Origin of the sequence: Vreelandella andesensis, from assembly GCF_003989795.1 — a bacterium.
GTDB classification, from domain to species: Bacteria; Pseudomonadota; Gammaproteobacteria; order Pseudomonadales; family Halomonadaceae; genus Vreelandella; species Vreelandella andesensis.
The window spans coordinates 80,041-102,119 of record NZ_RZHG01000012.1; the positions used below are offsets into that span (position 1 = coordinate 80,041).

Here is a 22,079-nt window from a genome sequence, read left to right on the forward strand (position 1 = left end):
AAGCGCAAGGCTTTATTACTAGCCCTTGCGCTTGAACGCTTTATGACACGATTAATCAACATCGTTAAAAAGCAGACTTAAAAAACAGACTTAAAAAACAGACTTAAAAGGCAGAGTTAAAAACCAGAGTTAAACCTGCTTACGCTTAGTCTGTTATCGCCCCTGTACTGGCAGAACTCACTAATTTGGCGTATTTCGCCAGCACGCCTTTACGATAGCGCGGTTCTGGCTGCTGCCAGGCGGCCCGGCGACGCATCATTTCTTCATCACTGATATCCACCTCAATGGTGTCGGCTTCCGCGTCAATGGTAATCGCATCACCATCCTCTATCAGCGCCAGCGGGCCGCCATCAAAGGCTTCTGGCGATACGTGCCCGACAACAAAGCCATGGCTACCGCCAGAAAAACGGCCGTCGGTAATCAACGCCACATCATTGCCCAGGCCGCGCCCCATAATGGCAGAGGTGGGCGTGAGCATTTCGCGCATGCCGGGGCCACCTTTCGGGCCTTCATAGCGAATCACCACTACATCACCCGCGACTACCGTACCGTCGTTAATACGCGCTTGAGCTTCTTCTTCAGAGCCAAATACGCGAGCAGAACCGCTGAAGCGGGTGCCTTCTTTACCGGTAATCTTGGCCACCGCACCTTCCGGCGCCAAGTTGCCAAACAGAATACGCAGGTGGCTCTCGGCTTTAAGCGGATTCCCCAGCGGCGCAATAATCTGTTGATCCATTGGGTAAGGCTCAACGTCTGCTAAGTTTTCGGCCAGCGTTTTACCCGTCACTGTCAGGCAATCGCCGTGTAGCAGCCCGGCATCCAGCAGAATCTTCATCATCGGCTGAATCCCGCCAATCGCCACCAGTTCGCTCATCATATAGTGGCCACTGGGCCGCAGGTCAGCGATTACCGGTACGCGCTTGCCGATCTCGGTGAAGTCGGAAAGGGTCAGTTCCACGCCAATGGTGCGCGCCATACCAATCAAATGAAGCACCGCGTTAGTGGAACCGCCCAACGCAATCACCACGGTAATTGCGTTCTCAAACGCCTCGCGGGTCATGATGTCAGACGGTTTGATATCGCTAACCAGCAGCGCTAATACCGCCTCGCCAGCGGCCTTACAGTCGTCGCGCTTCTCTTGGGAAATAGCGTTCTGCGCCGAACTACCTGGAAGGCTCATGCCCAGCGCTTCAATGGCAGACGCCATGGTATTAGCGGTGTACATGCCGCCGCAGGAACCAGGACCAGGAATGGCGGTTTCTTCAATGTTTTTCAGCTCAATCAGATCGATATCACCACGGGAATGCGCGCCCATCGCTTCAAACACCGACACGATATCGGTATGGCCCTTGCCGGGCATAATGGTGCCACCGTAAACAAACACACTGGGGCGGTTCAACCGCGCCAAACCCATAATGCAGCCCGGCATATTTTTGTCGCAGCCGCCGATGGCCACTAGCCCATCAAAGCCCTCACAGCCCGCCACGGTTTCAATGGAATCGGCAATTACCTCGCGGGAAACCAGCGAATACTTCATGCCTTCCGTGCCATTGGCGATACCATCGGAAATCGTGATGGTGTTAAAAATCACCCCTTTGCCGCCCGCTGCATCGGCACCATCGCGGGCGAACTCAGCCAGCTCACCAATATGGCTATTGCAGGGCGTCACCATGCTCCAGGTAGACGCAACGCCCACCTGGGGCTTGGTAAAGTCATCATCATTAAACCCCACCGCCCGCAGCATCGCTCGGCTGGCCGCTTTGCCAGGGCCATCTACCACCTGGGCAGAATGACGGCGGGTATTATTAGTAGGCTCGCTCATGGGGAATTCCTCTTTGCTTGACTCACATCGCTTGACTCACGGTATCCGCATAGCTTGGCGATATAACGCGCATCCCGCAAGACACTTAACTTATGGCACCATAGTGTTACGCGCTATTCCCAATGCCTAATGCTGTGAAGGAACACCCCCGCATGCCTGCCAATTCACCGTGCTTACCAACACCGCTCTCGCCAACATCGCTTAAGCCAACGTCGCTTACCCCTGGCTTTATGGTGGTGCACGCAAATCGCCTGGAAGATTTGCGCGGGCTAGCCGTGCAGTGGATGCGTCTGCACCCGCTGGGGCCACTGGAAAATGAAACCATTCTGGTGCAGAGCAACGGTATTGGGCAGTGGTTAAAACTAGCACTGGCAGAAGACCCGGAAAATGGCGGCGCGGGTATCGCTGCCGCATTAGATGTCATGCTGCCTGCGCGGTTTCTATGGCAAGCCTACCGCACGGTGCTAACGCATATTGATCAGGATGGCGACGCGGTGCCGGAAACCTCGCCGTTTGATAAATCGCGTTTGGTCTGGCGGCTGTTGCGCCTGCTGCCTAGCCTATCCGGGCAGGAAGTGTTCGCGCCGCTGGCCCAGTTTTTGGAAGTCGACCGCGACCAGCGCAAACACTACCAGCTGGCCGAGCGGTTGGCGGATTTGTTTGACCAGTACCAGGTCTACCGCGCCGACTGGCTAGACGCCTGGGCCAACGGTGACGACGTACTGATTACCGCCAAAGGCGAAGCCCGCCCGCTGGAAGAACACCAGCGCTGGCAGCCCGCACTGTGGCGCATTCTGCGCGAAGACGTTGCCACCACCCAAGGCGAGGCAGGCCTCAACAGCAGCCGCGCCCAGGTACACCAGCGTTTCCTGAAAGCCACCGAGCAGCTAGAGGGCCAAGCCTGCCCGCCCGGCCTACCCCGTCGGCTGATTATTTTTGGTATTTCATCGCTGCCCCAACAAACTCTGGAAGCGCTGTCAGCGCTTTCTCGCTGCTGCCAAATTGTGCTGTGTGTACATAACCCTTGCCAGTTCTACTGGGCGGACATCATCGAACACAAAGATTTACTACGTGCCAACCGCTACCGCCAGCGGCGCAAAACCGGCATGCCGGAAGCGCTGGATGTGCTGGGCACCGGCGATGCCGACGATGCCCTGCATTTACACGCCCAGCCGCTGCTGGCCGCTTGGGGCAAGCAGGGCCGCGACTACCTGCGCCTGCTGGACGAACATGACGACACCGGCGGTTACCAGACGCTATTCGAGCAGCAGGCGCTACGCATTGATATGTTCGAGCCGTTTAACGGCGTTGATCGCAAATGCCTGCTCAGCCAACTGCAAGACGATATTCGCGAACTGCGCCCCGTGGCGGAAACCCAGGATCACTGGCCAGCGGTGCCTGCCGATGATGATTCTATTTTGTTTCATATTGCCCATGGCCCCCAGCGGGAAGTCGAGATTCTCCACGACCAACTGCTAGCAGCGTTCAGCGCCGACCCCAACCTGCGCCCGCGGGATATTATCGTCATGGTGCCGGATATCGACCGCTACGCGCCGCATATCGTTGCGGTGTTTGGTCAGTTGCAAAATGATGACCCACGGCATATTCCCTATACACTTTCCGACCAAGCCAGCCGCCACCGCCTGCCACTAATGATTGCCCTGGAAAAACTGCTGCGCCTGCCAGAACTGCGCCTATCGGTCAGCGATTTGCTGGACTTGCTCGATGTGCCCGCTTTACGCCAGCGCTTTGGGCTGGAAGAGCGCGACCTGCCGGTGCTAGAACGCTGGATGGAAGGCGCAGGCATTCGTTGGGGGCTGAATGCCAAGCAACGCCAAACCTTAGAACTACCTGGCGGGCTAAGCCAGAACACCTGGGCCTTTGGCCTGCGCCGCCTGCTGCTGGGCTACACCGTGGGTGAAGGCCATGCATGGCATGGAATTGAACCGTTTGACGATATCGGCGGGCTGGAAGCGGGTCTTGCCGGGCCGCTGGCCACCCTACTGGAAAAACTCGAAGCCACCTGGGAAATTTTCTGCCGGCCCACCAATGCGGCCAGCTGGGTAACGCGACTGCGCACGCTGCTGGAAACCTTCTTTCTCACCGACGATGCCCAAGAAAGCGTCATGCTCACCAAGCTGGAAAACGGCCTGCAACAGATGCTGGAAAGCAGTGAGGAAGCCCAGCTAACCGAACCGCTGCCGCTCTCCATGGTGCGCGAACACTGGCTAGCGCAGATTGACGAACACAGCCTTTCCCAGCGCTTTTTAGCCGGAGCCGTTAACTTCGCCACGTTAATGCCGATGCGTGCCATTCCGTTTAAGCGCGTGTGCCTGCTGGGCATGAACGACGGCGAGTACCCCCGCTCACAGCCGCCACTGGATTTTGACTTGATGGGCAGTGATTACCGCCCCGGCGACCGCTCCCGTCGGGAAGACGACCGCTACCTGTTTCTGGAAGCGCTGCTCTCCGCCCGGGATCAGCTCTATATTAGCTGGGTCGGCAGAAGCCAAATCGACAACTCGCCGCTACCGCCTTCAGTGCTGGTCGGCCAGCTGCGCGACCATCTGGCAGCAGGTTGGCAGAGTGACAACGGCACGCCGCTGCTGGAAGCGCTGACCACCGAGCACCCGCTGCAACCCTTCAGCCGCGCTTATTTTAACGATACGCAAAACAACGGTCGGCTGTTCACCTATGCCCACGAATGGCGCGACGTTCATGCACCGCGTACTTCACAAGCAACCCAAGCAACCCTTGTTGCGCCAGAAAACACCCCAACCAGTCTGACGCTCGGCCAGCTAGGCAGTTTTCTACGCGAACCGGCGCGCACTTTCTTCAACACTCGGCTAGGCGTCTATTTCGAGCAGGAAGCGTTGGCCGAGCTGGACGACGAACCCTTCGCGCTGGATGGCTTGCAAAACTGGCAGCTGCAAGACCGCCTGATCGCCGCCCAACGCCATGCCATCGACAACGGCGAACCGCGCATTGAAGCGCTCCACGACGCCCTTGAACGCTTCCAAGGCCAAGGCGTACTCGCCATGGGCGCCTTTGGCGAGCGCATGCGTAACGACCTCGCCGAGCCCATGGAAGCCCTGTTCACTGCCTACGAGGACGCCCTGGCCGCTTGGCCACACGCCCAGGATGCCCCAAGCGCCGTTCACCTCGAACATAACGGCATCACGCTGGAAGACTGGCTAGGCGAGCTACGCCAGGATGACGACGGCCACCGCTGCCGCCTGCTGTTGCTCAGCAGCAGCCTGATCAAGAAGGGCAAATACCAGTGGCATCACCTACTGCGCCACTGGGTTGCGCACTTGGCGGGCAACCTCAGCGGTCCGACGACCACACAGCTGCTTTCCAAGGCGGGCAATATCACCCTGGAGCCACTGGATGCCGACACTGCCCGCACGCACCTGAAAACCCAGTTAGGCCTCTGGCAGCAAGGCCTACAGGCCCCGCTACCGCTGGCAGCGCAGGCCGCTTTTGCCTGGCTGAACAAGCTCGGCACGCCGGACATCGCCCTGGAAAAAGGCCGGGAAAGTGACGCCTACGCCGCTGCTGAAAAAGTCTACGAAAACGGCTACCAGCACACCGGCGAAGCCTCCCAAAGCGCCTACCTCAGCCACCAATGGCCGCGCTTCGAACGGCTGTTTTTCGACCGCACCGAGGCGCTTGATGGTCAGACACACACCTTCGCCACGCTGACAGACGCCCTCTACGCCCCGCTGTTCAAGGCGGTAAAAAGGCCGGATATCAGCAAAACCCGCTAAAGTGCTAAGATTTCAACAAGGTCTTTAATAACGCCACTCAGGCAAGGAGCGTCTTCCATGCGTCTCACTCAAGCACAGCGCGACACCATTTTTTCAGCCGTACGCGAGTTTGCAGGGGCCCAGGTAGATATCCATGTGTTTGGCTCACGTCTGGATGATTCAAAGCGCGGCGGTGATGTTGATTTATTGTTGATGGCTCCGGCAGCCATTCCGCTGTTGACTTGCGCCGAACTTAAAATGGCACTGGAAGAACGTCTTCAGCTACCCGTGGATATTCTGACCTATATATCGGAATCAGAACCCACGCCTTTCCAGGCAATCGCGCTGGCCCAGTCACAGCCCATTGACACAGAGAAAGCCGCATGAGCCAGGCTGACACACCCACCCCACTCAACCCGCTTACGCTGCCGCTCCACGGTAGCCGCCTGATTGAAGCCAGTGCGGGCACGGGAAAAACCTTCACCATCGCGCTGGTGTATGTACGCCTAGTGCTGGGTGGCCAGCACAGCGAAGATGATACGGCCTTTGTGCACCCGCTGACGCCGCCGGAAATTCTCGTGGTCACCTTCACCAACGCTGCCACTCAGGAACTGCGTGAACGTATCCGCCACCGCTTGGTAGAAGCCGCCGCCGTGTTCAGAGCCAGCGATGAGGCCGGTGCCGACGCCCTGCTGCTTGAGCTTCGCAGCCAATACGCAGAAGCCACCTGGCCTGCCTGCGCCCGCCGCCTGGAACTTGCCGCTGAATGGATGGACGAAGCCGCGGTTTCCACCATTCACAGCTGGTGCTACCGCATGCTGCGCGAACACGCCTTTGATAGCGGCAGCCTGTTCTCGCTCAATCTGGAAAACGAACAGCGCGACCTGGAGCAGGAAGTGGTGCGCGATTACTGGCGCACCTTCTACTACCCGCTGGACGCCGACGCCCTGGGCAGCATTACCCGCTACTGGACATCGCCGGACGACCTTCACGGCGAGGTGCGCAAATTGCTCCATGAAAGCGACGCCCTTGGCAGCCAACGCCCTGCGCCAGCAGAAACATTAAGCACTGCAGAGGCCGAGCGCAGCGCCACGCTTGCCACACTGAAAGCGCCCTGGAGAACTTGGGTCGATGAACTACGTCAGCTTTTTGACGATGGCCAAAAAGCCAAGCACTTCGCCCCTGGCAAAATGCGCAAAGATCATCGAGGCAACTGGCTGGATAAAATTCAGCAATGGGCAGAAAGCGATCTTGTCAGTCCTGACATGGATAAAAAGGTCACTGCATGGAAACGACTGACACCTGCGGGTATTGCTGAAATCTGGAACGGAGCGCCGCCGATTCATCCAGCTTTTGAGGCGTTTGAGGCACTCCCCGCCGCCCTTAACGCCCTGCCGGAACCACGCAATGACCTGCTGATTCACGCCGTGCAGTGGTGCAAGGTGCGCCTGGAACGCGAGCAAGAGCGCCACGCCGAAATGGGCCCCAATGACCTGCTCACCCATCTGGACCGCGCCCTGCAAGGCCCCAACAAAGAGGCCCTGGCCGCGCAGATACTGCGCCAGTTCCCCGTGGCGCTGATTGATGAATTTCAGGACACCGACCCGATTCAGTACCGTATTTTCAACGCGGTGTATGACGTCGCCCACCCGCGCCGCGACGCCGCCATGCTGCTGATCGGCGACCCCAAGCAGGCCATTTACGCCTTTCGCGGCGCGGATATTTTCACCTACCTGCAGGCCAGAAAGCACACCTCTGGCCGACACGTCACTCTGAGCACCAACTTCCGTTCCAGCCGCGCCATGGTCGAGGCGGTAAACCACTGTTTCCACTACGCCGACCAGCACCCCGCCGGGGCTTTTTTATTCCGCGAAGCAGGCGGCGACAACCCGCTGCCGTTTCTGCAGGTGGCCGCCAAAGGCCGCGACGAACAGCTGGTTCACCAGGGCCAGCCGCTGCCCGCCATGACCCTGTGGCCAATGGAAAGTGACGAGGCGCTTTCCAAAACTGCTTATCAGCCGGAAATGGCCGAACGCTGCGCTTCATATATGACTGAACTGCTCAACGCAGGCCAGCAGGCGAAAAGCGGCTTTTATCAGGATGGAACCCTGACGCCGCTCAAGCCCTCGGACATGGCGGTACTGGTCAATGGCTTGCAGGAAGCCCGCGCCATTCGCCTAGCACTAGCCAGCCGTGGGGTGAAAAGTGTCTATCTTTCCGACCATGACAAGGTATTCAGCTCGCCGGTGGCCCCCCAGGTCGAACGCTGGCTGCGCGCCTGCGCCGAGCCGCTTGCCAGCTCCCGTCAGGCCGAAGCCCACCTGCGTGCCGCCCTGGCCACGCCGGTGCTGGGGCTAAGCCTTGCCGAACTTGACCACCTGCAGCAAAACGAACTGGCCTGGGAAGCACGGGTAGAGCAGTTCAGCCACTACCACCGCTTATGGCAGCGCCAGGGCGTGCTGCCACTGGTACGCCGCCTGATGGTCGATTTTGATATTCCCGCTCGCCTGCTGGCGAAGTTCGAAGACGGTGAGCGCTTACTCACTGACCTTCTGCACCTTGGCGAATTGCTGCAGCAGGCCAGCGCCGAGCTTGACGGCGAACATGCGCTGATCCGCTTTCTGTTTGACGCCATCGCCGACCCGGAAAGCCACGGCGACAGCCACAAACTGCGCCTGGAAAGCGACGCGGATCTGGTCAAGGTAATCACCATTCACAAATCCAAGGGGCTTGAGTATCCGCTGGTGTTTCTGCCCTTTATCGGCAACCATCGCCCGGTCAAGAAAGATGACATACCGCTGCGCTGGCACGATGGCCTGGGCAACCTGCAGCTCAGCCTGAACGGTGACGACGACACCCTGGCCACCGCCGACCGGGAACGCCTGGGCGAAGACCTGCGCAAACTTTACGTAGCGCTAACCCGCGCCCGCCACGCCACCTGGCTGGGGCTCGCCCCACTCAACGGGCTGGAAAACAGCGCCCTGGGCTACCTGATCAACGGCGGCCAGCCCATCGCCCCGGCCGCATTAACCACGGCGCTGAAAGCGCTGGCAGAAGGCAGTGACATCTGCATCAGTGAACCGCCAGCCCCCACGGCGCTGCGCTTTACGCCCCCTGAGCAAAACATGGCGCTGGGCCACGCCCGCACGCCAGCGCGCCCCGCCAGGGAACACTGGTGGATTGCCAGTTACTCGGCACTACGCCTTTCCGGCACCCTCACCGCCCCCATGGCCACGCCGCTGGAACCCACCACCGCTCAGGAAGCCACGGCCTTTGAAGTGCTGGATGAACCCCAAGAACTATCCCAAGAACTATCCCAGCCAGAGACTTTCCACCTGCACAAGTTTCCACGTGGCCCAGGCCCCGGCACCTTCCTGCACGGCTTGCTGGAATGGGCAGGCAGGCAAGGTTTTGAGGCCGCTGCCAACGACCAAGATTCACTCAACGACATGCTCTGGCGGCGCGTGCAACTACGCGGCTGGCAGGCATGGCAGGAACCACTGGCAGGCTGGCTTTCCAACCTACTGACCACGCCGCTACCGCTAGCCGCGCCGAACCAAACTAGCGTCGCGCTGACTGAACTCACCAGCTACCAAGTAGAACTAGAGTTCTGGCTGGCCGCCAAACGGGTTAATACCCAAGCCATTGATGCGCTGGTCAGTAAGCACTTACTGCCAGGGGTCGAGCGCCCCGCGCTAGATGCCGACACGCTGAACGGCATGCTCAAAGGCTTTATCGATTTAGCCTTTGAATACCAAGGGCGCTTTTACGTGTTGGACTGGAAATCGAATTATTTAGGGCCGAATGACAGCGATTACGAACCGGACGCCTTGCGCAATGCGCTGCTGGCTAAGCGCTACGATCTACAGGCTGCGCTTTACCTGCTGGCTATGCATCGGCTGTTAAAAGCGCGCCTGCCGGATTACGACCCCCACCAGCACCTGGGCGGCTCGATGACCGTGTTTCTGCGCGGCAGCCGCAGCGCTGGGCGCGGGGTATTTTCAGAGCCCGCCCCGGTGGAATTGATCGAAGCGCTGGATAGCCTGTTTGCAGGCAAGCCACTTTCACCTCAGCCTCATTCCACATCGCAGGAGGCTAGCGCATGAAGGACACCCAAACGTTTGACCTGTTTGGCGATGCCGTTGAAACACCGGATGCCCAGCCTTCCTCAGCCTCCGCGCCAGTAAGCGCTCACCTTGCGTTAAGCGATACCTCTGAATTACTAGCCCTCTGCGAGCGCTGGGTGGCGCGGGGCTGGCTACGGGATTTAGACCGCGCTTTAGTGCGTTTTTTAGCCACAGAAGCACCGGATGCCCCTGCGCTACTGCTTCTAGCTGCCGCCCTAGCCAGCCACCAGCTCGGCCGTGGCCACGTTTGCCTGGACTTAAACGCCACGCTCAACGCGCCGGATTTTGCCCTTTCGCTGCCGCCGGAAGGCGACGATTTAAGCGACCCGCCGCCGCTGCCCAGCGAGGTGCTGGCCACGCTCACACTCAAAGAATGGCAAGCCGCCTTGCACCACCCGCTACTGGTCAGTGATGGCCCTGGCAATACGCCACTGGTAGTAGTGAACGCTCACTCAGGTTTAGGTGCCAAGCAGCAAGCCAGCATCGGCACGCGGCTTTACCTACGCCGCTACTGGCAGTACGAACAAACCCTGCACCAGCAAATCGCCACGCGCCTGGAAGCGACGGCTGACGAGGCTCACCGCGACCTGCTGCCTCAAGCGCTGAACGTTCTGTTTGAAGACCGCGTGTTTGAAAACCATGTGCTTGAAAACCATGTGCTTGAAAACCATGTGCTTGAAAACCATGTGCTTGAAAACAGTGTATTTGAAAACGCCAGCACCCTGAACTGGCAGAAAACCGCCTGCGCCCTGGCCGCCCGCAGCCGCTTCGGCATTATTACCGGCGGCCCCGGCACCGGTAAAACCACCACCGTCGTGCGCTTGCTTGCCCTGCTGCAAACCTTGCAGCTGGCCCACTCGCCTAGCCAGCCGCTGCGCATTCGCCTGGCCGCCCCCACCGGCAAAGCCGCCGCCCGCCTGAATGAATCCATCGCCGGGCAGGTGGATAGCTTGCCGATAGCTCAGCTAGAAACGCTATTAAGTGAACACTCTTCTTCTGTACCCAACGAGATAGCGATTCCCACTGAAGTAACGACACTCCATAGGCTACTAGGCGCCCGCCCCGACACCCGGCATTTTCGCTACAACGCCGCCAACCCGCTGGCGCTGGATGTGCTGGTGATCGACGAAGCCTCCATGGTGGATATCGAGATGATGGCCGCTGTGCTGCGCGCCCTGCCCGCCAATGCCCAGTGCGTGCTACTGGGGGATAAAGACCAGCTGGCATCGGTAGAGGCTGGCTCAGTACTCGGCGATTTATGCCGTCGTGCTGAAGCCGCCCACTACACCCCGGCAACCGCCCAATGGCTTGCAAGCGCCACCGGCCAGCCGCTGCCCGATGCCTATATCGATGCCCAGGGCCAGCCGCTAGACCAAGCGATTACCATGCTGCGGGTCAGCCACCGCTTTGACGAATACAGCGGCATCGGCCAATTGGCCCAGGCGATCAATCAGCCCAGCCACGCGCAAAGTGATCGGGAAAAACAGCAGGCCGTTGACGCCGTACTGCGCCACGGCTACCCCGACCTGCACCACCTAACACTTTCTGAGGATGCCGCCCTGGATAAGCTGGTCATTCACGGCAGCGCAGATAAGTTTCTAAACGGTGGCGAAGGCCGCACCAACCACAACAATGAACCCATCGCCCCACCCACGGGCTACCGCCATTACCTGAAAACGCTCAACGCCCAGCGCCCGCGCGGGGAATCCTTCGAGGACAACCCAGCCGCTTTTGATACCTGGGCTTTTAAGGTGCTAAGCGCCTACAGCCATTTTCAGCTGCTATGCGCCCTGCGCAAAGGCCCCTGGGGAGTAGAAGGCCTGAACCTGCGCATCGCCAAAACCCTGCGCGGGGAAAAGCTGCTTTATGGCAGTGATGTCACGCTGGAGAAAGGCTGGTATGAAGGACGCCCGGTACTGGTGACCCAAAACGACTACGGCCTAAAGCTGATGAACGGCGATATCGGTATCACCCTGGCCGTGCCGGACCCGCGCTCACGTTCAGGCACGCCGGGTAAAACACTCTTGCGCGTTGCCTTCCCGACAAGCGACCCGGAAAAACCCATCCGCTGGGTGCTGCCCTCCCGCCTGCACGCGGTAGAAACCGTGTTCGCGATGACGGTACACAAATCCCAAGGCTCGGAGTTCCTGCACACCGCCCTACTGCTACCGCCAACCATCAACCCGATTCTCACCCGCGAGCTGGTCTACACCGGCATCACCCGCGCCCGCGACTGGCTCACGCTAGTAGAAGCCAAACGCGGGGTGCTGAATGAAGCGGTTACGAGGGAAGTGATGCGGGTGAGTGGGATGTAGAAGGTTATAATCAAAACCGACATTTGCGGGTGTTGGCAATGTCGGTGTTCGGCCAAAAGCGGTCTTTTAGCACCTGCGTATATAAAAGTCAGCGACTTGCGTCAGCCGATATTTTAGAACGAAATTTTCGGTGAAAACTGCTCATTTTGAACCACCATAAGAAACGCTTTAGGAGGGAGAGACATGAGCGCATTGCTGGTGGGTCACAATCTGTGATAAAGCTGAAGCCTGCCATTGAACGCACACCGCGATTTAAATGACCATAGGCGTCAACGGATATAAGTGGGCAAAGAGACCTTGTCGGCCATCAACGACTGCCCGCTCTCTTGATGTTGATAAAAGCGCCGCAGAGTGCTGCCAAAAACGCCTACTTTAAATAGGTAAATTAACTTCAGGCACTGATAGACTATCCAATGGTCTGGATCACGGAATATGTAGGATCAAAATAGCGGCCATGATTGACGTCCCAATAAAGCCATTAGTTTTACTTTCCCAGTGGAGGTTTTGGGCCATTTGTTTTGTGGTCGCGATCTTTGCGGCGCTGACGTGCCAGTGCATTACCGTTAGCTAATTGAACTAAGAACTCGACTTCGGCTTCACTTAAAGGCTGGCATTTGCGTTGTGACATAGCTACCAACTCCTAAGGGTAAAACTCAATATTACCTTTCCCTCATGACGCTTTAGTGAAAGAAAACTGATACCTGAAGCTGTGATGGCGACGCCAATACTTTTCCTATCACCGCCAGCGAGAATTTTTTTGATCACCGATACCGCCTAAATCGACCATCACATGCCTGCTAGGGCCGACTCTTGTTGCGTCGGTCGGCATCGAAGGCTGTTTTGTCATGCATCTCCACCAGCCTTCCAGCTCATACGCCGGTTCGAGCAGCAGTTGGCCATCGCTATCGGCGATGCGCTCCACCAGGCGCTGTACTGTCCAATAGTCGACAGCCTCCACACGCTAGGTATCCTGGTCGGCCATGGCTGTGGCCACGCCGCGTGGGTTCCATTTGACGATATAGTCGAAATTTCGACCGTCTTCGGCAAACGCTTGGCGGTGCTGCTCAATCAACGCCAGATAAGCCTTGCTGTCGAAGCCGCTGTCTTCTCGCAGCAAGATCGGTTGCTCGGTCAAGCCTCGGGCACGCGGCACTCTTACCAGGAGGGCATTGCTCTCCTTCATGGTAAGGGTGCTGCTTGCCGGGGTGCTGATTGCAGGGGCGCACCTCCAGGCCCAGGCATGCCCCTTCGTTGCCGAGGTAGGCAGCGATCAAAGTATAGCCATCGACCTTTTGATAGGCCCGCGAGACTCCTTCTTTGCTGGAGTTGCTGTTGTCCATGACGAAGATGTCTATGTTCAATCAGACATGGCCTTTTCGGCGGTGATGGGCACCTCGGCCAGCGACAGCAGGGTCGTGGATCAAGTCTCGGTGCGCATGCCCAGCGTGGTGGGGAAGCGGCGGCCGATACTGTCGACGCCGACGATTTCGGGACCCTGGCCAATGATCGGGAGGCCAACTGACTGGTGAGGGTGCGACTGCTAGCGCGGAATTTGATATTGGGCATGGAACAATCATGGCGAACGATGATAGTAGAATTATATAATTAATATCAATTAGTTATAATTATTTATAGATTTCGATCTCAAAGGTAGAGAGTTTAGGAACAGGATTGCAACCGCATTCAAGTGTTAGCTATAATAGGAATGATAATAATTAATATTTAAAAACCAAGGGATTTACATGAAAATGAAGTTTAGCCTTTCTCCGCGCTCTGTTTCTCACTCTACGCTTGTCGTGCTGTCATTTCTTATAACCGGCCCTACCCAGCTCGCGTTGGCTCAGGCCACGCCCTCGCCGACGCAATCAGGCGAAGACGCCCAGATGTTGAACCCAATTACCGTATTCGGTGAGGTGGATACATCGGCGCAGCGTGCGGTACAGCTGAAGGCTTCAGCGCCTAATTCAATTGAAGTCATCACAGCGGAGCAGTTACAGCAATATAACGAGCAAGCTCTGGGGGATGCTTTACGGCGCGTGCCAGGTGTCACTTACGACGGTGCCAACCGCTCGCGTGAAGTTCGCTTGAGGGGCCTGCCAGGAGAGTATACCCAGGTACTGGTTAACGGGCGCCCGATGATTGATGGTGAATCCAGGCGCGGTTTTGAAGTCGACCGAATCCCCACCGGGCTGGTAGAACGGATTGAGGTTGTACGCTCGCCGCGGGCCAGCCTGCCGGGCCAGGGCGCCGCAGGCACGGTGAATATTGTACTGAAAAATGGTGTCGATGAGATGCAACAATCCGAGCTTTCGGTTGGTGCTGGTCATCTGGAGGGCAATGGCGAACAGGGTGAGCTGAGTTTTTCAACTGCCACCACGGCGGGGCCTTTGGACATTATGCTGGCGGGCTCCCTGCAGCGCTTCCGCCGCAGCGAGAGCAAGGATGAGTTCGAGTTCGACGCCAGTGGAGCACCCGATGGTGGGGCCCTCGAACTCAACGAGCGTCGTTTTGACCAGGTCAATCTGATGCCACGGCTGGCGCTGCAAACCGAACAAATGGGGCGTTTCGAACTTGACCCGTTTTATCTGCGTACCACGGAATTTCGTGATGACATCGAGACTGATTTGGAAGCGGATCAAATAACGCGTGACCGGGTGAGTAACGAGAACCGTGAGCGTGTACGTGAGAGCTATGGCTTTCGCGCCGGCTGGCAACGCCATGTTACCAAGTCCGCCAAGTTGAGCCTGAATCTCGATTGGCAACGCGGAGAGACCGACACCGAGCGTGATGAAACGCGCTTCAACGCTGATGGCAGTGTGAACCGGGAACGCCAGCGGACTGAACTCATTGAACTGGAAATGACCCGCCCGGAAGCGACTCTACAAGTGCAAGCCAATGACCATTTATTGAATTTCGGTGTTGGTGCAGAGTTGCGCGGGCATGATGAAACAAACGGCGAGATTCGCAACGGGTCGCAGCGTCCTCCGCGCGAAGACCGGATATTCCAAATCGATGAGGATATCCTTTTCGCTTTTGCCGAAGATGTGTGGAAAGTGCGTGATAACTTGCAAGTCACTGGTGGCCTGCGCCTTGAAAACTCGGAAACCGAAACGACGGATTTTTTTGGCGAATCAAACGCCAATGATGCCGATTTTCTGTTGCCATCGCTTAATGCGGTGTTTAGCGCAACACCACAGACAGATCTGCGAATCGGCGTAGCGCGCACACTGCGGCGACCGGATTTGCGCGACCTGTCGCCATCTATCGATGAACAAGACGGCACGGCTGCTGATCCTGATATTCGGGGTAATCCACAGCAGGATCCGGAATCTATCTGGGGCCTAGACCTGGGTGTAGACCATTATTTTGCCAATGATCGTGGCCATGTTTCGCTCAATCTTTTTGAGCGGATGTTTGAGGATAAAATCGAAAAGGTGACTGAACAAGACGGCAATCGATTTGTCGCCACCCCACAGAACGTGGGCGATGCCCGAGCTAGAGGCATTGAACTTTCAGCGCGTGCTCCACTTGATAGCATTGGCCTTAATGATTTTACTCTCTGGGGCAACGCAGGTTATACCGACTCCAGCGTTGATGAAATCAACGGCGGTTCTCGGCCTTTCTTCAATCAACCAGATGCCTTCGGGAACCTCGGTCTCGATTACTTTGTTGCGCCCTGGAACACGACACTAGGCATTGCCGTAAATCACACCACGTCAGTTGATCAGACTCAACGGCTCACCGGCGGCGGTTTTCTTGACCAGTCTATTGAGTCACGCACACGGCTTGATCTATCCAGCAATACCGAGCTGGCCGATGGCCTGAACTTGTCGTTAAGCATCACTAATCTGCTCGGCCAGACTGAAGACCGGGTCGATCAGATTCTGGATAACAGTGGCGCAGTTATCTCTACTACCCGCACCAGCGAGCCCACTTACCAAGCGGTGTTTGCACGCCTGAACTGGACCTTTTGAAAGCTGCTTTTGCAGTCTCCCAATTTGAAGTGGGTGATTGAAACCGCTTTCGGGCAAGATTTCTGTTAATCTTGCCCGAATTTTTAATAGACAATCCGGGGTTAATTTCATTTTGAATATTCTCCGACGCTCCTTGGTTCAGGCAATGGCCCTCGGGCTAGTGGCCCCTTGGGCTTATGCCCGAGTACTTCGCGACCCGCGCGATCTGGCCGTTTCGGAAAATCAAAAGCGTATCGTTGCCCTCGACGCTTTTTTTGCGGAAATGCTGGCTGCGATGGGATTGCCGCCTGTGGCCATGCCGATGCGTGCTGGCGGCGCACCACCGCCGCACCTGGCAGACGCACTGGGCGATGTCGCTTCGGTTGGATTACACAGTGCGCCCGATTACGAGGCGGTTATTGGTATACGGCCTGATCTCATTGTCGGTCAGGCTGCTCGGTTTGCCACCGAGGCCTCCTTGCTGGAGTCCATAGCGCCAACGTTGCTGCTGAACGAGCCGGCAGACGACTGGCGCGAATTTATGACAGCATTGGCGAACGGGCTGGGTCGGCGAGCTGAGGCTGAACAGGCGATCAGTGCCTATGATCGGCGAGTCGCGAACATGCGTGAATCTCTTGGCAATCGCGGGCGCCGGCCCACGGTGCTGCTTTTGCGGGTGCGTCAGAAAGATATTCGGATTTACGGTGGTGAGCGGCGGGCAGGATTAGTGATGTACCACGACCTTGGGCTAGTGCCCCACACGCTGACCCCGACAGATAAAAAGAATATTACCATTTCAATGGAGATCATCCCGCAGATCGACGCCGATGTTCTGCTGCTTATGGCGGAAGACGAGGCGCGCATGAGTTCAATCGAGCAAACTGAATTGTGGCGCCGGTTGCCAGCGGTGCAAGCCGGACAAGTTCATCGCGTAAATATGGCATGGTGGAATCAGTCTATCGGGCCGATCAGTTTTGGGCGTATTCTCGATGATATCGGCACTATATTTGGACTGTCTGCATGATACTTCGCGAGTCACTGCGAGTATTATTAGTGCTGGTGATTATGATTAGCATTTTTGCCCTATCGCTAACACAGGGGGCAGGAAGCGCTGACGCGACAACGCTCTTGGAAGTGCTGAACGGCTTTGATCCGAGGAACACTGATCATCTGGTTATGCGCGATCTGCGCGTGCCCCGTGCGCTGGCCGCGATGATGGTTGGAGCTGCACTGGGCGTTGCTGGGGCGTTGATGCAGGGAGTAACACGCAACCCGCTGGCCAGCCCCACATTAATGGGATTGAATGCGGGTGCTGGTTTGGGGCTGGCTTGCACACTGGTCATTGCGCCCGGAGCTTCTTTTGTCGCGCTGATCGTCAGTGCTTTCCTGGGGGCCGGTATTGGCGTGGGGCTTTCACTCGGGCTGGGGCTGGCGGCGGGAGGTGCGTCAGCGCCGCTTCGGCTAGCACTGGCTGGTGCTGCGGTGTCAGCGCTGCTGGGAGCGATAGGCAGTGGTGTGGTGATCGTTGGCGAAATCGCTCAGGATGTACTTTTTTTCACAGCTGGCGGTGTGCAGGGAGTGGGCTGGGATGAACTCGGCCTGGCAGCGCCTTGGATCGTGATCGGACTGCTGATTGCGTTGCTATCCAGCCCTGCCGTATCGCTTCTATCGTTGGGGGAAGATGTCGCTGCCGCGCTGGGGGCGCGAGTCATCCTGACGCGCTCCGTTGCCGCCGTCGCAACGCTGTTACTTGCCGGTGCCGCAGTCGCCATTGCCGGGCAAGTCGGCTTTATCGGGCTGGCTGCTCCACATCTCGCACGCTTCATAGTTGGCCAGGATTATCGTCGGATTATTCCAATGGCCGGGCTTATCGGAGCCACCCTGCTGGTTGGGGCTGATCTTGCTGCACGGACGCTCAACCCGCCCCACGAAACGCCAGTGAGTCTTCTGACCGCGCTCATTGGCGCACCCGTGTTGATCTGGATAGCGCGACGCAGCGCGCGGGTATTATGACGAAAACTATGAAAACTGCTTCACCTATTCTCATCGTCGGGCTGGTCTTTTTGGCGTTGGCAACGTTATCGCTTGGGACTGGATCAATGAACATTGATCCACCTGCGCTGTTCAGCGCGCTCCTAGGCACGAGCGATCCGGGCACTTCGCTAATCGTTTGGTCGATACGGTTGCCGCGTCTGGTACTGGCAGCGCTTGCCGGTGCATCGCTGGCGCTCGCAGGGGCGGTTCTCCAGGGGATCACCCGGAATGGACTTGCCGATCCCGGCATTCTGGGGCTGACCGCCGGAGCGGGTCTTGCGGTGACGGGCCTCATCTGGTTGCAGTCCCATGGCATTGCAGTCGAGCCTCACTGGCGACCGGCTGCCGCTTTTGCGGGCGCAGCCTTCGCGGCACTCGTCACCGCTGTAGCCGCGCAGCGGGACGGTGCGATTGCACCCGTGCGCCTGCTGCTTGCCGGGATTGGCATGAACGCGTTGATTGGTGCGGCAACGCTAGTAATTGCCATGGGTCTTGATCAACAGCTTTACAGTGCGGCTGTGGTCTGGTTATCCGGTAGCCTGTCGGGGGCTGGCTGGTCCGCGAGCACCACACTGGCCCCTTGGCTTGCAATATTGGCGTTGGCATTGGCGGCACAGACCCGGCGGCTTGATTTATTATCGCTTGACGATGAAACCGCGGCGGGCAGAGGGCTTGCGGTCGATCGCTGTCGGCTGCGTGTTGCTGCAATCGCAGTGGGTCTTGCGGGGGCGGGAGTGGCCTTTTCCGGCGGGATCGGCTTTGTCGGCCTTGTTGCGCCCCATATGGCACGTCTTATGGTCGGGCCAAAACATGCGGTGGCGCTGCCGCTGGCGGCGCTTTGCGGAGCAGCGGTAACGGTTGCTGCTGATCTTATCGGCCGGACTGTCTTTGCGCCGCTAGAATTGCCAGCCGGGATTGTTGCCTCTGCTCTGGGAGCGCCCTGGTTCATCTGGCTCATGTGGAATGGAAAGGATAAGAAAGGATGACGATCGAAGCCCGCCACCTTCACTTTCACTACGACAACGAGACAGTGCTCAACGATTTGTCGCTTTCGATCATACCGGGCGAAATCACGGCGCTCGTAGGACCGAACGGATCAGGTAAATCAACGTTGCTTAAGGCCCTGTCGCGAATTCTGCGTCCACAAAGCGGCGAAGTGCTGTTGGAAGGTAAGCCGATTCAATCTTGGTCAGCACGGGCTGTCGCCCGCAGGTTGGCCTTGTTGCCACAATCTCCCGAAGCCCCCATGGGGCTTAGCGTGCGCGATCTCGCAGGCTATGGGCGCCACCCCTGGCGCCGGGCCTTTCAAGGCTCGGGTCCAGAGGATCGCGCGGCGGTGGATCGAGCGCTGGGACTCACCGGGATGACGTCGTTTGCCGACCGCATGCTGGGATCCCTGTCGGGTGGCCAGAGACAGCGCGCGTGGATTGCCATGGCGCTGTCGCAGGAGACCGATGTGTTGATGCTTGACGAGCCAACCAGTTTTTTGGATATGGCTCATCAGGTTGAGTTGATGCAGCTTGTCGAGAGGCTGAATGTCGAAGAGGGCCGAACGATTGTCATTGTACTCCACGATCTCAATCAGGCCGCGAGAATCGCGCATCGCATGGTTGTGCTTAATCAAGGATCAATTGCCGCCGACGGCAAGCCAGCGGAGGTAATGACGGCGCAGATGCTGCGCCGGGTTTTCGGGGTCGAATCAGACCTCATCTCAGACCCGCGTAGGGGAACCCCTCTGTGTTTACCTTATGCCGCCTATTTCAGCGGGCCCGATCTCGAACCCTGACTTTCGACTTCACATCATGTTTAGTGCTTTCATGGCGCGCCTTTAGCGATTTGAAGTCGCCTGTCTTTTTCCTGTATTTGCCACGTTCGAGGTGTAGCCGTGCAAAAGGGATCTGAAAGGAATGAAAGTAGTTATGCCTCATCGGCCACCGAAACCACCTCGCCACCGAACCGATGGCTGAATCGCACCGTCGTTGGCACTGGCATCACCAGCGCGCTGGGTGATTTCTGCTAAGAGACCACCACCGTTATCCTGCCGGGCTTGCTGGCGGTGCTGGGCGTCCCTGCCGCTGCGCTCGGCATTATCGAAGGCATCGCCGACGCGGTGGCCGCTTTCACCAAGATGTTCTCAGGTTACATCGCCGACAAATTGGGGCATCGCAAGCTTCTGGTGCTGGCCGGTTATGGCCTGACGCCGGTGGGACAGGTGCTGATCGCCCTGGCCGTCGGATGGCCTTTGCTGTTGCTTGGCCGCGTCGTGTCCTGGTTCGGTAAACGGTTGCGTGGCCCGCTGCGTGACGCCATCGTGATACAGGCTGTGTCTCCGGAAACACGTGGCCGCGTCTTCGACTTTCACCGCGCCGCCGACAGTATTGGTGCGGTCGCCGGTCCGCTGCTGGGGGTCGCCTTGCTGGGGTGGGCGCAGCGAGGCACTCATCGACCGCGACTCCAAACGCAAGGAGTCTGCGGAGCAGCTCTACGCCCGCGTCAACCAGCGCGCTATCTGACTGGAGTCATCACATGGCCACTCAGCAAGATTCTCAGGCACCTAGCGTTTCCAAGTGCATGAGACTGCTATGTATATGCATAGGTGCTAAAAGACCGCTAAGGGTCGACATCGATCATTAACTAACCTTAGTACATTACGAGCGTGAATTGAGCCATTCTTTGACCTCCACCAGATGGAGGATCTTGCCATGAACTTTTCGACTGAAATCTCCTTTACTCCTTGGAATAAAGGCAAGTTGGTTGGGCAGAAGGCACCACTGCGTCTTAGAGATATCTGGGCCATCCTTGTTCGCCTACAGCTTGCCAAAAAAACGAGAGACCTCGCCCTCTTCAATTTAGCCATCGATAGCAAATTACGGGGCTGCGACCTCGTAAATTTGCGAGTACGGGATATAGCACATGGTGCGTGTATATCCCCACGGGCCATTGTGATGCAGCAAAAAACGCAGCGACCCGTCCAGTTCGAAATAACCGAGCAAACTCGTATCACTATTATGGACTGGATACAGCTTGCTCAACTCAGAAACGAAGACTTCTTGTTTCCCAGCCGAATCAACAGCGCAAAGCATCTCTCCACGCGCCAATATGCCCGTATCGTGAAAGCCTGGGTCACCGAAATAGGTTTAGATGCCTCAACCTATGGCACGCACACGATGCGTCGTACAAAAGCGTCGCTGATATACCGTCGCACGAAAAACTTGAGGGCAGTGCAATTACTTCTGGGTCATACGAAGCTGGAAAGCACCGTCAGATATCTAGGGATAGAGGTAGATGATGCTTTGGAAATGGCAGAACAGACAGAAGTTTGATAGGGACAAACGACGGCCCATATCGGTCCGTCGTTACCCAGCCAAACATGGCCTGTTAGCACTCACGCATACAGGCTCAAAGCCTCCCACTGTGGGTTAATAATGCTTTAGCTTAGGGATGGAATCGAGCTTTCTCGATCATAGAAAACCGAATCGATGCAGGATAAGAAGAAAGCAAGGTACAGTTGATAAACATTATGTAATAACATAACATTCAATTCCTTAGCTTTTTCCCGCAACCTTTCTTCCTCGAAAACACTCCGGAATTTTTGCATGCCTAGCTTTCCTTTTATGCTCACTTCGCTCGCCAGCGCCCTGCTCATGGCAACACCTTCATGGGCCGCAGATAATCATCAGGGCCACGACCATCACGACCATGCGTCTGAACATGCTGACAACGGCCACAAGGATCAGCAATTCAACCTGGATATTTCCCTGACGCTGGAAGGCATCTACCACAACCGCTTTTCCGGTGAAGCGCATTCACCTGCCGGTTTTGGCCACGGCGGGCACGATGACCACGGGCATGACGATCATGGCCACGGACACGAAGGCCACGCACTGAAAGATGGCTTTAACCTGGGCCATTCGGAAGTTGTTGTGCAAGGCAGCAGCCACTACTTGAATGGTACGGCTGTGGTTTCCCTCAGCGAAGACGATATCGAGCTGGAAGAAGCTTACCTCAGCACGCGCCAACTGCCTGCCGACCTGACGCTAAAGGCTGGTAAATTCCTTTCTGACGTAGGCTATATCAAT

14 protein-coding genes and 3 pseudogenes are annotated in these 22,079 nt (G+C 57.4%); 13 read left to right on the plus strand and 4 right to left on the minus strand.

The window, feature by feature from the left end; all coding sequences use genetic code 11:
• Positions 1-145 precede the first annotated feature (145 nt).
• Positions 146-1,822, minus strand: coding sequence for a dihydroxy-acid dehydratase (gene ilvD / locus ELY33_RS06675; RefSeq protein WP_126945771.1), 1,677 nt, complete (start codon positions 1,820-1,822; stop codon positions 146-148).
• Positions 1,823-1,974: 152 nt separating this feature from the next.
• Between ilvD and recC the strand changes: the two genes are divergently transcribed.
• From recC to recD, 4 genes are read left to right on the plus strand one after another with little or no spacing between them, the layout of a single operon-like run.
• Positions 1,975-5,592: an exodeoxyribonuclease V subunit gamma gene (gene recC, locus ELY33_RS06680; RefSeq protein ID WP_126945774.1), complete on the plus strand. Its 3,618-nt coding sequence runs from the start codon at positions 1,975-1,977 to the stop codon at positions 5,590-5,592.
• A 57-nt stretch (positions 5,593-5,649) separates the two neighbouring features.
• Positions 5,650-5,958, plus strand: coding sequence for a nucleotidyltransferase family protein (locus tag ELY33_RS06685; protein ID WP_126945777.1), 309 nt, complete (start codon positions 5,650-5,652; stop codon positions 5,956-5,958).
• Positions 5,955-9,677 (plus strand): exodeoxyribonuclease V subunit beta, encoded by a 3,723-nt coding sequence (gene recB, locus ELY33_RS06690; RefSeq protein WP_126945780.1) that lies wholly within the window; start codon positions 5,955-5,957, stop codon positions 9,675-9,677. The genes ELY33_RS06685 and recB overlap by 4 nt, the downstream gene beginning before the upstream one ends.
• Complete coding sequence (recD, locus tag ELY33_RS06695) at positions 9,674-12,013, plus strand: exodeoxyribonuclease V subunit alpha (RefSeq protein ID WP_126945783.1); 2,340 nt, start codon at positions 9,674-9,676, stop codon at positions 12,011-12,013. Before recB ends, recD begins: the two co-directional genes overlap by 4 nt.
• A gap of 484 nt (positions 12,014-12,497) precedes the next feature.
• Here the strand turns inward: recD and ELY33_RS17815 are convergent, their stop codons facing one another.
• Both ELY33_RS17815 and ELY33_RS18365 read right to left on the minus strand, forming a co-directional pair.
• Entirely contained in the window at positions 12,498-12,641 is a 144-nt protein-coding gene (locus ELY33_RS17815; RefSeq protein WP_167470051.1) for a hypothetical protein, read from the minus strand.
• Between the two features lie 204 nt (positions 12,642-12,845).
• Positions 12,846-13,579 (minus strand): annotated as a pseudogene (locus ELY33_RS18365) (transposase family protein); the annotation flags it as partial.
• Between the two features lie 176 nt (positions 13,580-13,755).
• Between ELY33_RS18365 and ELY33_RS06705 the strand changes: the two are divergent.
• The 8 genes and pseudogenes from ELY33_RS06705 to ELY33_RS06740 all read left to right on the plus strand — a co-directional run.
• Positions 13,756-15,987, plus strand: coding sequence for a TonB-dependent receptor plug domain-containing protein (locus ELY33_RS06705; protein WP_126945789.1), 2,232 nt, complete (start codon positions 13,756-13,758; stop codon positions 15,985-15,987).
• A gap of 145 nt (positions 15,988-16,132) precedes the next feature.
• Positions 16,133-16,990, plus strand: coding sequence for an iron-siderophore ABC transporter substrate-binding protein (locus tag ELY33_RS06710; RefSeq protein WP_126945792.1), 858 nt, complete (start codon positions 16,133-16,135; stop codon positions 16,988-16,990).
• Entirely contained in the window at positions 16,987-17,979 is a 993-nt protein-coding gene (locus ELY33_RS06715; protein WP_126945795.1) for a FecCD family ABC transporter permease, read from the plus strand. The genes ELY33_RS06710 and ELY33_RS06715 overlap by 4 nt, the downstream gene beginning before the upstream one ends.
• An 8-nt stretch (positions 17,980-17,987) precedes the next feature.
• Positions 17,988-18,986 (plus strand): FecCD family ABC transporter permease, encoded by a 999-nt coding sequence (locus tag ELY33_RS06720; RefSeq protein ID WP_167470052.1) that lies wholly within the window; start codon positions 17,988-17,990, stop codon positions 18,984-18,986.
• The gene (locus ELY33_RS06725) at positions 18,983-19,786 is read left to right on the plus strand and encodes an ABC transporter ATP-binding protein (protein ID WP_126945801.1); all 804 of its coding nucleotides are present in this window, start codon (positions 18,983-18,985) and stop codon (positions 19,784-19,786) included. The genes ELY33_RS06720 and ELY33_RS06725 overlap by 4 nt, the downstream gene beginning before the upstream one ends.
• Before the next feature lie 99 nt (positions 19,787-19,885).
• The gene (locus ELY33_RS18215; RefSeq protein WP_279629871.1) at positions 19,886-20,020 is read left to right on the plus strand and encodes a hypothetical protein; all 135 of its coding nucleotides are present in this window, start codon (positions 19,886-19,888) and stop codon (positions 20,018-20,020) included.
• Positions 20,021-20,038: 18 nt separating this feature from the next.
• Positions 20,039-20,575, plus strand: a complete 537-nt coding sequence (locus tag ELY33_RS06730) for an MFS transporter (RefSeq protein ID WP_279629872.1) — start codon at positions 20,039-20,041, stop codon at positions 20,573-20,575.
• 127 nt (positions 20,576-20,702) lie between these two features.
• Positions 20,703-21,260: pseudogene (locus ELY33_RS06740) on the plus strand (tyrosine-type recombinase/integrase); the annotation flags it as partial.
• Positions 21,261-21,269: 9 nt separating this feature from the next.
• Here the strand turns inward: ELY33_RS06740 and ELY33_RS18425 are convergent.
• Complete coding sequence (locus tag ELY33_RS18425; protein ID WP_479694254.1) at positions 21,270-21,344, minus strand: hypothetical protein; 75 nt, start codon at positions 21,342-21,344, stop codon at positions 21,270-21,272.
• Positions 21,345-21,596: 252 nt separating this feature from the next.
• Here ELY33_RS18425 and ELY33_RS06745 point away from each other — a divergent pair.
• Positions 21,597-22,079: pseudogene (locus tag ELY33_RS06745) on the plus strand (TonB-dependent receptor); the annotation flags it as partial.